Origin of the sequence: Acinetobacter sp. YH12140, from assembly GCF_013418475.1 — a bacterium.
Taxonomy (GTDB): domain Bacteria; phylum Pseudomonadota; class Gammaproteobacteria; order Pseudomonadales; family Moraxellaceae; genus Acinetobacter; species Acinetobacter amyesii.
Genome location: NZ_VPBZ01000005.1, coordinates 306255 through 319510 on the forward strand (window position 1 = coordinate 306255; position 13256 = coordinate 319510).

Genomic DNA, 13256 nt, shown 5'->3' on the forward strand with positions numbered 1-13256 from the left:
TGGGTACATAATTGAAATTAAAAGAGTTTGTTTTAGCATTTGGCATATCAAGTTTTTTAGGATATTTATATATTTCTGGTAGACTTGTTATTGATGGGTTAACTTATCCAACAGGTTATGATTATTCTAATTTAAATTTTGACTTTAATGATTATACATTTCAAGGCATACTTTCTAATTTGTATGTTTTTTCAAATAATATTAATTTATTTTTAATTTTAATGATTGTAATTATATGTATATATCTATTTATATTTATTTACAAGCCAGATTTTAATAAAATCAAGAATAGAGTTGAAGTTATCACTGAATATAAAACAACTATTTTTTATAAAAAAATTATCAAAAAAGAAAGTAATATTAATAAATTTTCATTACTCCTAAACATTTCAAGAAGATTAAAAAAAACATCTCAAGACCTCTTTCCAAAATATTTAATTTCAACTTATCTCCTATCTATTATTTCAATTTTATTAATATACATCACACTACTATTTTTATTTAAATTCAATCAGCAAGGCGTTGATATGTCTAAGATGAATATCATAGATAACACTAAGTACATTTTATATAATGAAAAAAAACTTTTTAAAATAAAGTGCGGCAAAACATTATGTATTTACGGAAACAAAGAATATACTTTCTTTAAGAAACTAAAAGAAGAGGATTTTGACACTAGAGTTTTGAATAGTATTAAAAGCAACCCTATGAGCAATGATTTTTATTTCTATGAATTATCTAGCAATAATATTAATAATTCAGATAAAATAATATTAGTTCAAATTAATTACAAAAAAAACTCAAAAATTAATTTAAAATCTAATCCATTGGAGTTTAGGCTTTATGTAAAAAATCCATTCCCACTAAAAAATCAGAATATGATCGAAAAAAATTGTTATAGAAATATTGTTACTGATGAAACAATTTTATTAAACAATATGATTACTAAAAAAGATTACAAAGGTCCATTTTTTATAGCTTTTAAAATACCCCAAAAAAACCAAGTTGATTTTATTAAAACGTTTAATCCTGGTATAAGCTTAAAGGATCTACAGGCCTGTAGGTAATTTCTTTTGACATTAAGATAAATTTTCATAACATACTATAAGCTTTAAAGCACCTAAGAGGTGCTTTTTTTATATCCAACAAACCCATACCGACTATGCAAAGCTGCTAAACCGCACTTAACATCAATTCGAGAATCAGCTTGAGTACGATTTTCACGTACCATTTCAGACCAAGAATTCCCATAAAAATAACGATCAATAACTGCATCCATCCAATCATCTAAAACTTCAGATTGTCCCTGCATATCTAATATTAAACGCTGTACGGCGCGTGCTTCATTATCATCAATCTGACACACAATTTTTGTCTGCTTTAATTTTGGTAATTGATAATCACCAGTCAGGAAATCAACAATGATTTTTGATTCCTGTAGATCGGTCAGTTTTTTCTGTTTTCTTTTCTTAGTGGCCTGATCCATTGCCACTGCAATAGGATTGACTGTTTTCCCACATGTCCCTGATACAGAGTTCATCCAGGCCCCAAACTGATATAACCACCCTTCCAAATCAAAACGTGTCCAATCAACCGACTGCATAATTGATACTGCTGCATTCATTCTAAATCCCCTACCATCTTCTCAATCTGCTAAATTGCTAAACCTGACTTCACTTGCTCTGTACTAAACCGTATAACCTGATAACCCAGCATCGTCGCCGCGTTATATTTCTCCATATCACCGATATACCCTTTACCCCTTGTATGCCTACCACCACTCCAAATACCACCTTCAACTTCAATCAGAATCATTCTTCCCTTTAGGTGGAAATCAGCCCTCCATTTGCGACTCTGGTGAAACTTAAATTCCTGTTCGAAATCTATCTTTAATGCTTTAAGCTCCAGCGCAAATTTCGCTTCAAACTCATTGGGTACCTTTTGACTTTTAACCTTAGGTCTTTTGGTACCTCGTTTAGGTTTGGCACCACCGATCATTTGTTTGTATTCAGCAATTGAGTAGCTGGTCACTACTTCACTCCAAATAACTGCTTTGTTTTTTCAGTAGCGGTATAAGCACGTTCTGCTTGCTTGCCATTACTCTGTAGATATCCAGCTTCAACAAGTTTCTTAAGATGTAAATTTAATTGGCAACGCCCCCAATCAGTCACGTTTTCCTCAAGCTCTAAAGCAGTCACCTCAGCAGTAGAAAATGCGATGTATACAAGTACGTTTTTAATCTCTTCAAATTTTTTAACGAATGAGGTGTTCATGAAGCACCTCCCAATACACGATTAAATCCATTCGCCATCATTGATTGATATTCACTTGGGTTTTCAAATGGATCTGGCCATTCGTTTTGAATCACTGCCTTTGCTTTATTTGCCTCTAATTTTTGGGGCTTCGGCACTTGGCGATTTCGAACATTTATTTTGGCTTTCAGATTGGCCAGCTGTTGTAGAGCTTCATCATTCGCAACCGGTACATGTTTTTTCTCAGATTCACTCCAGGCCAAACTTGGTCTTTCTTGATACCACTCTTGAAATCGCCCCTTGATCTGAGCTTCCAACACATAGGCCTCATACAAGCGAATAAATTCTTCTTTAGCTCGGTACATTTCACCATCATTGATGAGAAGCATGACTTGATCTAATGCGAACTTGGCCAAGGTCGTAATGTCTCGGTATTGAGAACTTCCATCTGCCAAAATAACCGGTTTAGGCTTCGTAATTTTTGTGTACTCACATGCTTTGATCCAAGCTTTTTGAGCATTCCACCAATCTTCGCCAATACACATTGTTCGGAAGTCAGCAAAGCTCGGCATGTACTTATTTCCACTGGTACTCAACAAGAGCAAACCACGTTGAAACTGTTCCGTAGTCACCCCAATCATGGCTTTAGCAACTCGGTCTTCAACAACTTGCATTGGGATTGAGTTCTTACCCTCTGCTGGGAAGTTTTTATTGAACTGTGATGCGTAGAGTGTTCGCAAAGTTGCAATCAACTCATGTACGTCGTCACGACAAACCAAGTGATTCATCTCAATATCCTCCCACCAAAGCGTAATCATCGGGTGTTACGTCGATAATGCTCGATCCACCTTGTTGATCAAAAGACTGAGCGAAATAACTCGGCTCCTGAATTCCAGTTAGATCTTGCTGCAGATTCTGCTGTTTTGGAGGGAAAACCCCTTGGTAGTTTCCAATGATTGAGTTTTCCAAGGATTGGTCTGCCAGAGATCCGTATGACTCGAGTTTTTTCAAAATGAGTTTTACAGCGTTTTCAGTGAGTGGCTTTTTAGCAGCTGTTCGCATATCCACAAATTGATTCCATAGATCCTGATTTACCAATCTTGGTAATTCACATGATTTCGGGTCATATGATTTTTGAGTTTCAACTTTTGGTTTTTCAGTCGAAGGTTGTTCTGAAACACGGGATCTTTTTTTATTTATTTTTTTATTTTGATTAGTGTCTTTTGATAGTGTTTTTTGTGTGTAAAAATTTTTTACTAGCAATGGTAAAAATTCTTTACTAGCGGGGTAAAATTTTTTTACTAGCAGTGGTAAAGAATCTTTACTAGCAACGGCTGCTTTTTCACCTAGTAAATTTTTTTTACTAGGGAATTTCACAGTCCAACCAACACTTGTTTCGTCACCAAGTTTGAAGGTATTTCCATAAATCGTGCTCGGCATTTCTACCAACAAACCAACCTGAATCAGCTCGTTTTTTGCTTTGATGACTGTTGGACGGCTCTTACCCGTAATTTCCTCTAACTGGCTTAGTGATATCGAATCCATCACTTTGTTCCATCCGCGTGTTTTACGGCACACCACAAGATAAATCTTGCATGCAGCATCCGAAATTTGGTTAAGCACTTCGTCCACAAATGCGTTAGGCACTTGAAAGCTATTGGGCGTAAATTGGCTCATTTTGAGTTCACCCCTTCATTAATCCATATAAAGCGTCCAAACATCAAAATCATTTCTGAACGCAGTAAGCTTGAGATAATTTCACCGGCATACCAGGCCGAGATCCGATGTTGATTGGTGAGCATTTCGATAAACTCATCACGTGTGACTGCAGCATTGGCTTCATCACGATTAATCTTGCGTAAGTTGGCCTTACGAATATCAATTAGTCCATTTAAGGTGCGAAGCGCTGGGTCATACCAACTCTGAACGCCTTGCAGGTGTTTATGCTCAGGCTGCTTTTTAATTGCCTTGTTGGTGATCATGGAACCTCCGCAAGCGCTTGTTCAGCAGTAGTCAATCGACGTTTAGCCAAGACCTCTGCAACTGTTGCCGGACGTACTAAATGGCTCAGTGCAAAGTTGTGATTTCCATCTAGCAATACGCCATCACCTTGGACTTTATGTACGGTCATTAGATGGCCTGGTTTGATTGGATCAGTGAAGACCACGACGTCGCCATTAAGAAACCCTTCGTTTGCCATGTCATTGTTTTGTGGTATATTTGGTTTCATATTCATTTGTGATTTGCCTCATAAATTGAATTGGAAGCCTGATGTTCGAGATCAGGCTTTTTTATTGCTCGACACATTTGTTTATTTGCATTTCTAGCTCTGCCAAAATTTCGTGCAGCATGTGAATGACCTTTGACATATCTATCGCTTCACCTCGGGTGATCCGACCGTCTGCCATCATTTCTTTGAACTGCGCACATATATCCCCACCGCCCATTCCAATACTCAACACTAAGTCTGTGAGCGCTGTATCACGGCATTCGGGTATGCATGGCAAGTTAATGGCCACTTTTCCGTGTTGAGCATTCAGTCTTTGCAGAATTCGGTAATCCCCTGTCAGCTCCATAAGTTTTGAAGCCTCAAGCAAGGTGATGTGGTGTGTTTCCGTATTGGGGTTCACTTTGCTGTTCAGTACCGCTGGGCTTTTAATGCCCATTCGTGGCGCTAATGCATTCGCTCCACCTTGGTAGTCGTGAACTGTGTTGTAAGCAGCATCCAATATGTTCATATCGGTGTCCTTTGAACGTGGTTATTGGAGGGCTGGGTTATTACTATTTTTAGTAGAACGCTTGATTGGAATTTGCCCTTTTGCTAAATCACGAATTTGATATTCACGCATTAAAGGAATCTTTGTTTCAGGCCATTGACTAATAGCCTGAGAACTTATTTCTAACTTCAAAGCCAAATCCGCGACATTACAATTCAAAAGCTTTAGAGCTTCTTGTTTTGTCATTAATTTTACTCACAAAGGTAACTTTTCTTACCTTATTAAACAGCATAAAACTTACCTAGTCAAATGGTAAGATTCCTTACATTGAATATGGGCTTAAATTATGGAAACTCTTGGTACACGCCTAAAAGCATTAAGAAAAACAAAAAAGATAACTCAGCAACAACTTGCTGACGCAATCGGCGTATCTAAAACTTCTGTAATTTATTGGGAAAAAGATGACAACCTTCCTAAACATGAAAGCTTGATGGCTTTATCTAAAGCACTAGCGGTAACGCCTGATTTCTTGCTCAGCGGTAAGGCACTTGGTGGCTTGGAATCAAATACTTCTGTGCCATTCCCACTTTCAGGCAGATTAGTACCAGTAATTTCATGGGTACAAGCTGGCTCATGGACCACTGTTGATTCTGTGCCAGCAGGTACGCAATTTGAGGAATGGTTACCGCCAAACCGTAAATGCGGAAAGAATGGCTATGGTTTGGAAGTAGTTGGTGAGTCAATGCTCCCCGACTTTCGGCCTGGCGATAAGATTTATGTAAATCCTGACTTTCAAATAACAGATTTAAAAACAGGTGATTTAGTTATTGTTTCTTGCCAAGGCGATAGTGAAGCGACTTTTAAGAAGCTTATTGTTGAGAGCGGAAATATGTATTTGCAACCTTTGAATCCTGACTGGCCTGAGAAAACTATTGCTTTAGAAGATGGTTGTAAGTTGGTTGGCAAGGTTGTTGGGCTGTATCGGGATGTTTAATAAAATACAGGTGAAATATGTCTGAGACCATAAGAATTGCTGATTTAGCTTCAAAAATATCTGATGAACTTTTTACCTTTTTTAAATGGTCAATGTGTTCTGAAAATGATTTAGATTTTACATGTAAGACACCATCTATACATTTTTCTAATGCCAAAGAAGATGCTAGCAAGACACATCCTACCGATGTTGTTTTTCATTATCATGATCCATACCTTAATAAAAAAATTTACTTCAATACGGATCTTAAAAGTTATGCCGATACTTCTATTAAATATAATGAGGTAAGAGATTGGTTAATATCTTTAGTCAAAGGAACTGAGTGCGCAAAAGGAAGTAGTGAGTGGAAGCAGAGATATGACATCACAGGTTCTACAGAAATTAGAGGTTTACTGTTTGTTTACAACCATGATGGGCTATTTAAAAAATCCGTATATGACTATATACATGATCTACCATTAAGAAACCATAATGAAGGTCAAACTAGGCTAAAAGGGTTTTACCTTAAAGATTTGAATATTCCTAAAGATATGAAGTTACATTTAGTCGAGCCTCTACTTATTGATTACATGCTAACAATAAAACATGATGTGTCAGTTCTTAAATCAGAAAATAAAATCCCAGGCCCCAAGAATTTACGATTTTTCTACCCCCCAAAACAACTTTATAAATCCGCCTTAGCTCCAAATGAGCGACCAGCAACAATCGAAATGATAGCAGGTCCATTTTTAATCATTACTTATGATGAGTTCAAATACCTTGATGATGATGAGATTACTCTCTCAGCACCACGAGGTAATATAATTTATTATAATGGTAAAGGCGAAACTCCTGAAGAATTTATGTTTTTAATAGAATCGCTCATGATGTTTGACCTCATAAACGAAAATGTTACAACAAGAGTTCGCCTTTACTCTAAGGAATTGCATAGTACTGCAATAGAAAATTTTAAGTCGGCAATCAGAAAATACTCTCAAACTTGGGGTTATAGTGCAAATATGCAAAGGATTATTAGCTCCATTGAAATTAATTCAATTCCACTCATGCAAAAAATCTTTTGTAATAAATCAATTAGCCGCTCTGAAAGCCCGGAATAATATGGTATGAATAATTCATTCAAGGTTCCTAATGATCATAACATTTATAGCGCCCTAAATACTGGGAAAGTTTCTGACTCTGCCATGACAGAGCTATTCTTAAATAGAGGAGTTTTGATTTCTCCAAAAACAGATAAAGAGCAACGTGCATTCTATTTTTCAAGCTTTATTCATGGTTTCAAGGACTATGAGATTATTTCCGCACAACATGCGAAAGGAAGTAGAACTGAATTTACAACGTCAGCTCAAATCAACTCCCAAATAGAATTTAGTGACATCCTCGCCGCATGTACGGGTTTTGAAAATCAAGTAGAAAAATTCTATCAAAACGCTCAAATTACTGAAATTGAAATTGATACTGTTAGTGCGAATAAGGTTAGCGTAAAAGTTAACTACCAAAAATTTCATCCAGATAAACAAATGTTTGCCCAATTTGAGCCTAAAATAGCAATATTAGAAGTAAATATTAGTGAATCTGGCGTATATATTGAATCTCCCGCAACGTTAGAAGCACATGAGTGGTTAGAATTATTAATTAGTAAATTGAGTGAAGCTAATGATAAATCTAAAGTAAAACTAATAGATTTAACGTACCTCACAGATCCTGAAGAATATTGGGATTTCTTTAATAATCTAACATCAAACTTATCTGGGTATGAGCGAACCGATGTATTGGCTGTTGAGCTTAAAAAACCAAAAGACTCTATAAATGATTTAGATGATGATGATGAATCCACACTTACCTATCGTATTGATAGTGCCTCATATAAAGGAGCTCAACTTCATCGTGCTGAAGAGTTTAAATTAAAAATTTCTGAAGGTTTTCAATTAAGTAAATTCTCATGGGATTGTAAAGAAAAAGGAAATGTTAACTCAGATATTTTTAAACTATGTGTAAAACTCAATGAATCTAAAAATAGAAAAATTCTTTCTTTTATTTCAAAGGGTTTTGTAAAATATAATATAGAAAAAGGCGAACATCTTAAAAATCCTCAACCGCTTCCGAGCATTATTGAGAAAAAATTTAATAGGATTATATTTGATACCGCATTAAATTTATTAAATCCCCCAAATGTGAAAGTTTCTATACCGGACAAGTCAGCATGATCAAGATATTCATCCAAGAGTTTCTTCTCAAGAATACTGATTTTAGCTCATTCTTAGAAAAATTCTTACAAAAAAACAGTAAGATTTCCTCAGATTCAGAGTCTCTCACAAACCTATCTTTTGATGATAACTTTTTAAAAGGAACATACTATAAAAAGATCCTTCAAAAAGAATCAACAAACAATCCTTTTGTTGCTGAAAACTATATTGAATTTGAATATTTCGTAAATCAACAATTTTATCTAATTCAAAATGAATCTAGATATTTCTTAGTTATTATAAATCCAACAAAATATACAAAAAACTTTTTCTCATATTTGGATGAGTTATCTGGTTTGAATTTAATCTTAAAAGACAAACATATTAACATTGAAAGTATGATTGAAAAGAACCTCACCAATATATCTTACCGTATTATTCGTGCTAAATTTAGTGCGGTAACACTATCAGAAACATCAAAAGCTACAATTGAAATTTCATCCACAACAAACGCTATTAACGATTTTATTAATACTTTTGGTAATATTTACCATATTATAAGTAAGGCAAAAATAATACTTTCAACCCAAAAACATACTGATCTTGATTTAGATATTTCTAAAACTGGGCTAATCCAAATATCAAAACTTAGTAGCTTAAATGAAAATGATATATTACATATAATTAATATAATATATTAAAATTTAATTATTCATTTCATAAACTTATGGAAACTATCTCATGTTTTTGTCTAATCACTTTCGGAATATTTGGCTGCTATGAGCCTGAGCTGCTAGATCCTGAGCGTGAACAATTACTATCGGAGTATAAAGAACTTGATTCAAAGTTTATGTGGTATCAAGCTCAATTGACTGGACCTGCAACAGAAAATGAGCTTCGTAAGCAAATTATTTGTAATGACTTCCCTGTCACTTACGAACAAGAATACAAACCTTTAATGATCAAACTTGAAGATACTCATGAAACCAACCATTCGACAGATCTAATGAATGCATTCGACTCATACAAATCGGAATATAATATTCAATGTAACTAAGGTTTAGAAGTTAACGTCATGTTGGACATTTCCGGTATCAGTTTTTTCTATCTTAGGATAAAGATCGCGTTCTGCAGCATCTAGTCTTGCTTTGGCATCAGCGATAACTTTTGCATAATACGCATCAGATGTTCTTGCTTTAACTGCATCACAATTTATTTTTTTCTGGCAATTGTTGTATTCTTGTTTGGCTATACTTGCTCTTTTCATAACATCATCATAATGCTTAACAGCCTCATACCATCTAACTTGCACATTTTCATCAAAAGTTGATTGGTCAGCATTCGCATGACACGTCATCACTGTTACACAGCCAATCATGATTAAAGTGTAAAATTTGAACATCTAAATACTCATATTTTTATTAGGGGTAGTGAGAGCTTAGCATAGCTTCATCTAACCCACCCCCAGCAGTGGTTTTTTATTATCGAATAAGTACACAAACAAACTTAGCTTAAAGAGCTTAATACAGCGATAGACGAATTCAGAAAAAAAGCAGATATTAGATGAAATAACTATTCGATTAAAAAAGGCATTCCTATGGAAAAAACAGTCATAGCCATAATTTTATCTATGATCGTCCTACTACTCATTTTTCTGTACTTCAAGAAAAAATAGCACCTTTTTATGCTCGCCCCTATACATTCTATTTAAAAAAAAGAAGCAACAAACATCACCAACACACCTGGCAACATACCTAAAAAACTTGCTGCTTTAGCATCCATTTGATTATTTACTTTTTTGTGTAATACATATGGTCCAATGAATATTCCAATAAAACTCATCAATAGACCAACGCATATTAGAAAATCAACCATGTATGACGACTCAATTCATATTAATTACGTAAAAAAGCCCATTTAATTATGGGCTTTTTATCATTTGTTTTGTTTTAGCAACACTTGATTGGTTACCTTCCAACCTTCCCCCATTGCATGCTTAACTGTGTATTTAAATGTGTTAGCTGGGAAATTATTTCCTTGATCTTTACCGCCATACTTTTCATCGGCATAGCTTCCAGCAACAATTTCAAAATGATCCTTACTAATTTGTTTAACGCTATCAATGAATCTAAAATTGATACCAATATCTTCACCAAAAGCTGCGTCATTTTGTACTAGAAATGGACGCGAATCCGACCATTTGCTAACTTCTGACATAAAGAAAGACATTGTTCCACTACCACCGTTACAGCCTTTATCACCACCCCAAAATACATAATATTCCCTTATGCCAGTTTCATTATCTGAATAAATGGGATACACATCTTTCAAAGTTGTTTTATTAAAATCACTTTTAGGGTCAAAAGAATGCCAGCAAGAAGTAGCTTCTACATATTTTTTCATCACGTTTAAAACTTGCGACTTTTCGCTTAATTCAGATGCGGCCAAAATTGTTGTTGAAGTACCAAGAATAAACATAATTGATAAAATTTTTGTCGAAATATTTTTCATCTTAACCTGTTAGATTTTATAAATTTTCTTCATTCTATACGATTCTTACTTAATCATAAATTATTTTATATTTAAATATTAGTTATTTGATTTAAAAGCCATAGCTATCTACTAGTTTATTAAATCCCACAATTGTCTTTCTATTATTTACTATAAAGAGAAAAGTAACTTTAATTACCAAATATGCTTGACTTAAAAAGTAAGTTATCTTACCTTTGTCTCACAGATAACAAAAAAGCACATCGACTCTTCTACCTTCCGATGTGCTTTGCAAACTTGCGAGATAAGTATGAACAAAACATTAAACCCTTTCAATAGCCTCAAGGTAACACTTGTCGCTGCAACCGTAACAATCGGTGCATTAGCATTCGCCTACAAGCCGGAAGCTACCAATACTCAAGCGCTTCACAAAAGCATTCCTGAAGTCACTACTGTCGCAGCAATGGAACTTACTTCCAAAACTTCTGGTAGTGCTGTTATCCGTTTAGACAACTTCACCCTAGACGTAAGCTTTGACTTTGAACCATTTGAAGACAGCTACGGCGTACCCGGTAGTGAATTTGATACGGCTGAAATTACCCAGCTATCTGTAGATCACATCACCGATGAATACGGCAACCCATTCCCTGACTTCACGGACTACAACGACCACCGCAACATCAATGAAATGTTGGTGCAGCACATGATTAAAAATCGTTTGTTAGGAGAAGTGTGATGAATGCCTTACAACAAATCCAGTTAGAACTGAAAGCGCCAAAAAGTAAGTACAACAATTTCGGTAAATTTCACTACCGTAGCTGCGAGGATATCCTTGAAGCTGTTAAACCACTACTCCAGGCCACAAACTCCACGTTAATTATCACTGATGAAGTTCAGCAAGTTGGTCCAGTGGTGGTGGTTACAGCAAAAGTAGTTTTTACTGATGCTGAGGGTAAAGAAACTGTTGTCACGGCACATGCTGGAGTGGAAATTGAAAAGAAAGGAATGGATGTAGCACAGACGTTTGGTACCTCAAGTTCGTATGCAAGGAAATATGCGCTTAACGGCATGTTCCTAATTGACGACACAAAAGACTATGACACTGATGAATATCATAACCAAGTAAACCAGCAGCCCAACCGAGGCCAATCCAATCAAGGTCAGCAGCGTCAATCGGCTCCGGTAAACACTGCACAGCAAAAGCCGTTAGATCAGCGCTATCAAGATGCTTTGGTATCTATTCGAAATGCGAAGAAGCCTGAAACTTTAGATAAAGCCATTAATACCTTTGGTAATACTAAATTCAACAATCAAATTCGTCAGGCTTGTCGTGCTCGTGCGGATCAGATGGGTTGGTCGGAAGCGCCTCCACAGCAAAATAATCATCAACAGCAAAGTAATGTTCGACATTAAGGGAGTGAACTAAAAATGAATAATATTATTACAAGCTCTCTCGCATACGAAGCTCTAATGGCAGGGAAACATGTTATGTGTCGCCCTGTTGGAGACATGCTAGATTTTAATGATTTGGATCAATTTCCAGCGACAATTTTTGCTAAAGAGGGTTATGAATTTTGCATCAAAATTGAAACTATAGAAGTTGCAGGCATCACCCTCACTAAACCTCTTAAGCTAGATGAAGTTCAGGTTGGTGATGATATTTTTGTTGTCCAGGCCTGCGGTGAAATTCATCACTATAAATATGTGGTATGCCATGAAATTTTGAATCAATCGATTGCTCGAGGTTTTGCCCAGCGTGATTTGGAAAATGCAAAGTTACAAGCCGAAGCTTTTTGTAAGCTATTTGATCGTGTATATCGTGCATCGAATGTTATTGAGATACCGGAGCAATCTAAAAAACGCACACGTAAATCTAAAATTGATGAGTCGGATAAGGTTCAAAATCCAACTTCAAATGATGTTAAAGAAAAAGTATCTGAGCAATCTGCAGTTGAAAAGATTGAAACAGATCCAGTGAAACTGGTTGAAAAGTTCACTATGCAAATTAATGCATGTACCACCAACGAAGCAGTCTTGGCATTACGTCCGGTGTTCATGGCAAATGGTCATTTAGAACGTGAACACACTCAGCACCTATATAAGTTAACTGAGGATAAGCTGCTTGAACTAGATCCTGAGCAATATACACCTAAGCCAGAACATACGACTGACAACTTATGTGTAGAAGAACTCAAACGTTTGCAGGTTGAGGCTGAAAAGTTAGTAGCAGAGAATAAGTTAGCTTGTGATTCAGCTGACGCTGACTATCAAAATCTTTTAAAAGATCTACTAAGCCGTGCTACAAATGCGAAAACACCAAGGGAAGCCACCGCCCTTACCGGCTATACACGCAACTGGACAGAAGTACAGCGTAAACCATTGTTGGATGCTATTCATAAGCGCCTACGTGAGCTTGCACCTGCAGAAGCTGAAATTAAAACTCCCCCTTCACTGATGGTTCAGATTCAGAATGCACCTGACTTAACTACATTAGATGCTTTGGAAATTGATGTTTCTGCACGTAGTCCTGAAATTCAACCAAAGTTAATGGACTACGTTAAAAAGCGCCGCTTCGAGCTTGAAAATCAAGCAAGTGAGGTTGTCCAATGAAATTCAACTA

21 protein-coding genes are annotated in these 13256 nt (G+C 35.8%); 9 read left to right on the forward strand and 12 right to left on the reverse strand.

Annotated elements, in window-relative coordinates:
- Positions 1-11: 11 nt before the first annotated feature.
- Positions 12-1067 (forward strand): hypothetical protein, encoded by a 1056-nt coding sequence (locus FTU75_RS08495; RefSeq protein ID WP_180115711.1) that lies wholly within the window; start codon positions 12-14, stop codon positions 1065-1067.
- A 53-nt stretch (positions 1068-1120) separates the two neighbouring features.
- Here FTU75_RS08495 and FTU75_RS08500 read toward each other — a convergent pair whose 3' ends face one another.
- Genes FTU75_RS08500 through FTU75_RS08540 form a run of 9 tightly spaced genes read right to left on the reverse strand, consistent with a single transcriptional unit; the run spans position 1121 to position 5215 of the window.
- A complete protein-coding gene (locus FTU75_RS08500) occupies positions 1121-1624 on the reverse strand; it encodes a hypothetical protein (RefSeq protein WP_180115712.1) in 504 nt (167 codons plus the stop codon).
- A 29-nt stretch (positions 1625-1653) separates the two neighbouring features.
- Entirely contained in the window at positions 1654-2031 is a 378-nt protein-coding gene (locus FTU75_RS08505) for a hypothetical protein (RefSeq protein ID WP_180115713.1), read from the reverse strand.
- On the reverse strand, positions 2031-2273 hold the full coding sequence (locus FTU75_RS08510; protein WP_180084044.1) for a hypothetical protein: 243 nt from the start codon (positions 2271-2273) through the stop codon (positions 2031-2033). Before FTU75_RS08510 ends, FTU75_RS08505 begins: the two co-directional genes overlap by 1 nt.
- Entirely contained in the window at positions 2270-3040 is a 771-nt protein-coding gene (locus tag FTU75_RS08515; protein WP_180102182.1) for a hypothetical protein, read from the reverse strand. Before FTU75_RS08515 ends, FTU75_RS08510 begins: the two co-directional genes overlap by 4 nt.
- 1 nt (position 3041) lies before the next feature.
- The gene (locus tag FTU75_RS08520) at positions 3042-3929 is read right to left on the reverse strand and encodes a replication protein (protein ID WP_180115714.1); all 888 of its coding nucleotides are present in this window, start codon (positions 3927-3929) and stop codon (positions 3042-3044) included.
- Positions 3926-4234 carry a hypothetical protein gene (locus FTU75_RS08525; protein WP_180115715.1) on the reverse strand — a complete coding sequence of 103 codons (309 nt, stop codon included), beginning with the start codon at positions 4232-4234 and terminating at the stop codon, positions 3926-3928. The genes FTU75_RS08520 and FTU75_RS08525 overlap by 4 nt, the downstream gene beginning before the upstream one ends.
- Positions 4231-4488: a hypothetical protein gene (locus FTU75_RS08530; RefSeq protein WP_257223744.1), complete on the reverse strand. Its 258-nt coding sequence runs from the start codon at positions 4486-4488 to the stop codon at positions 4231-4233. Before FTU75_RS08530 ends, FTU75_RS08525 begins: the two co-directional genes overlap by 4 nt.
- Positions 4489-4543: 55 nt before the next feature.
- Complete coding sequence (locus FTU75_RS08535) at positions 4544-4990, reverse strand: phage regulatory CII family protein (RefSeq protein ID WP_180089401.1); 447 nt, start codon at positions 4988-4990, stop codon at positions 4544-4546.
- 21 nt (positions 4991-5011) lie between these two features.
- Positions 5012-5215, reverse strand: coding sequence for a Cro/CI family transcriptional regulator (locus tag FTU75_RS08540; RefSeq protein WP_180109393.1), 204 nt, complete (start codon positions 5213-5215; stop codon positions 5012-5014).
- A gap of 100 nt (positions 5216-5315) precedes the next feature.
- Between FTU75_RS08540 and FTU75_RS08545 the strand changes: the two genes are divergently transcribed.
- From FTU75_RS08545 to FTU75_RS08565, 5 genes are read left to right on the forward strand one after another with little or no spacing between them, the layout of a single operon-like run.
- Positions 5316-5963 carry a LexA family transcriptional regulator gene (locus tag FTU75_RS08545; RefSeq protein WP_180115716.1) on the forward strand — a complete coding sequence of 216 codons (648 nt, stop codon included), beginning with the start codon at positions 5316-5318 and terminating at the stop codon, positions 5961-5963.
- Positions 5964-5980: 17 nt separating this feature from the next.
- Complete coding sequence (locus tag FTU75_RS08550) at positions 5981-7060, forward strand: hypothetical protein (RefSeq protein ID WP_180115717.1); 1080 nt, start codon at positions 5981-5983, stop codon at positions 7058-7060.
- Between the two features lie 6 nt (positions 7061-7066).
- Positions 7067-8167: a hypothetical protein gene (locus tag FTU75_RS08555; RefSeq protein WP_180115718.1), complete on the forward strand. Its 1101-nt coding sequence runs from the start codon at positions 7067-7069 to the stop codon at positions 8165-8167.
- The gene (locus FTU75_RS08560) at positions 8164-8847 is read left to right on the forward strand and encodes a hypothetical protein (RefSeq protein ID WP_180115719.1); all 684 of its coding nucleotides are present in this window, start codon (positions 8164-8166) and stop codon (positions 8845-8847) included. Before FTU75_RS08555 ends, FTU75_RS08560 begins: the two co-directional genes overlap by 4 nt.
- A 26-nt stretch (positions 8848-8873) precedes the next feature.
- Positions 8874-9203, forward strand: a complete 330-nt coding sequence (locus tag FTU75_RS08565) for a hypothetical protein (RefSeq protein WP_180115720.1) — start codon at positions 8874-8876, stop codon at positions 9201-9203.
- 3 nt (positions 9204-9206) lie between these two features.
- Here FTU75_RS08565 and FTU75_RS08570 read toward each other — a convergent pair whose 3' ends face one another.
- The 3 genes from FTU75_RS08570 to FTU75_RS08580 form a co-directional block, all read right to left on the reverse strand.
- Positions 9207-9548, reverse strand: coding sequence for a hypothetical protein (locus FTU75_RS08570; protein ID WP_180115721.1), 342 nt, complete (start codon positions 9546-9548; stop codon positions 9207-9209).
- A gap of 305 nt (positions 9549-9853) precedes the next feature.
- Positions 9854-10021: a hypothetical protein gene (locus FTU75_RS08575; RefSeq protein WP_180115722.1), complete on the reverse strand. Its 168-nt coding sequence runs from the start codon at positions 10019-10021 to the stop codon at positions 9854-9856.
- A 60-nt stretch (positions 10022-10081) separates the two neighbouring features.
- The gene (locus FTU75_RS08580; RefSeq protein ID WP_180115723.1) at positions 10082-10657 is read right to left on the reverse strand and encodes a hypothetical protein; all 576 of its coding nucleotides are present in this window, start codon (positions 10655-10657) and stop codon (positions 10082-10084) included.
- 289 nt (positions 10658-10946) lie between these two features.
- Here FTU75_RS08580 and FTU75_RS08585 point away from each other — a divergent pair, with 289 nt between their 5' ends.
- Genes FTU75_RS08585 through FTU75_RS08595 form a run of 3 tightly spaced genes read left to right on the forward strand, consistent with a single transcriptional unit; the run spans position 10947 to position 13246 of the window.
- On the forward strand, positions 10947-11372 hold the full coding sequence (locus tag FTU75_RS08585) for a hypothetical protein (protein ID WP_180115724.1): 426 nt from the start codon (positions 10947-10949) through the stop codon (positions 11370-11372).
- Positions 11372-12049 (forward strand): ERF family protein, encoded by a 678-nt coding sequence (locus FTU75_RS08590; protein WP_180115725.1) that lies wholly within the window; start codon positions 11372-11374, stop codon positions 12047-12049. The genes FTU75_RS08585 and FTU75_RS08590 overlap by 1 nt, the downstream gene beginning before the upstream one ends.
- Positions 12050-12064: 15 nt before the next feature.
- Positions 12065-13246: a hypothetical protein gene (locus tag FTU75_RS08595; protein WP_180115726.1), complete on the forward strand. Its 1182-nt coding sequence runs from the start codon at positions 12065-12067 to the stop codon at positions 13244-13246.
- The last annotated feature ends 10 nt before the right edge of the window (positions 13247-13256 follow it).

What these genes read in the sequence shown, in the direction of transcription:
- FTU75_RS08560 (WP_180115719.1), top strand. Translation starts at nt 8,164, where the DNA reads ATGATCAAGATATTCATCCAAGAGTTTCTTCTCAAGAATACTGATTTT.
- FTU75_RS08515 (WP_180102182.1), bottom strand. Translation starts at nt 3,040, where the DNA reads ATGAATCACTTGGTTTGTCGTGACGACGTACATGAGTTGATTGCAACT.
- FTU75_RS08520 (WP_180115714.1), bottom strand. Translation starts at nt 3,929, where the DNA reads ATGAGCCAATTTACGCCCAATAGCTTTCAAGTGCCTAACGCATTTGTG.
- FTU75_RS08565 (WP_180115720.1), top strand. Translation starts at nt 8,874, where the DNA reads ATGGAAACTATCTCATGTTTTTGTCTAATCACTTTCGGAATATTTGGC.
- FTU75_RS08570 (WP_180115721.1), bottom strand. Translation starts at nt 9,548, where the DNA reads ATGTTCAAATTTTACACTTTAATCATGATTGGCTGTGTAACAGTGATG.
- FTU75_RS08500 (WP_180115712.1), bottom strand. Translation starts at nt 1,624, where the DNA reads ATGAATGCAGCAGTATCAATTATGCAGTCGGTTGATTGGACACGTTTT.
- FTU75_RS08535 (WP_180089401.1), bottom strand. Translation starts at nt 4,990, where the DNA reads ATGAACATATTGGATGCTGCTTACAACACAGTTCACGACTACCAAGGT.
- FTU75_RS08580 (WP_180115723.1), bottom strand. Translation starts at nt 10,657, where the DNA reads ATGAAAAATATTTCGACAAAAATTTTATCAATTATGTTTATTCTTGGT.
- FTU75_RS08585 (WP_180115724.1), top strand. Translation starts at nt 10,947, where the DNA reads ATGAACAAAACATTAAACCCTTTCAATAGCCTCAAGGTAACACTTGTC.
- FTU75_RS08595 (WP_180115726.1), top strand. Translation starts at nt 12,065, where the DNA reads ATGAATAATATTATTACAAGCTCTCTCGCATACGAAGCTCTAATGGCA.
- FTU75_RS08555 (WP_180115718.1), top strand. Translation starts at nt 7,067, where the DNA reads ATGAATAATTCATTCAAGGTTCCTAATGATCATAACATTTATAGCGCC.
- FTU75_RS08540 (WP_180109393.1), bottom strand. Translation starts at nt 5,215, where the DNA reads ATGACAAAACAAGAAGCTCTAAAGCTTTTGAATTGTAATGTCGCGGAT.
- FTU75_RS08545 (WP_180115716.1), top strand. Translation starts at nt 5,316, where the DNA reads ATGGAAACTCTTGGTACACGCCTAAAAGCATTAAGAAAAACAAAAAAG.
- FTU75_RS08525 (WP_180115715.1), bottom strand. Translation starts at nt 4,234, where the DNA reads ATGATCACCAACAAGGCAATTAAAAAGCAGCCTGAGCATAAACACCTG.
- FTU75_RS08550 (WP_180115717.1), top strand. Translation starts at nt 5,981, where the DNA reads ATGTCTGAGACCATAAGAATTGCTGATTTAGCTTCAAAAATATCTGAT.
- FTU75_RS08590 (WP_180115725.1), top strand. Translation starts at nt 11,372, where the DNA reads ATGAATGCCTTACAACAAATCCAGTTAGAACTGAAAGCGCCAAAAAGT.
- FTU75_RS08575 (WP_180115722.1), bottom strand. Translation starts at nt 10,021, where the DNA reads ATGGTTGATTTTCTAATATGCGTTGGTCTATTGATGAGTTTTATTGGA.
- FTU75_RS08530 (WP_257223744.1), bottom strand. Translation starts at nt 4,488, where the DNA reads ATGAATATGAAACCAAATATACCACAAAACAATGACATGGCAAACGAA.
- FTU75_RS08510 (WP_180084044.1), bottom strand. Translation starts at nt 2,273, where the DNA reads ATGAACACCTCATTCGTTAAAAAATTTGAAGAGATTAAAAACGTACTT.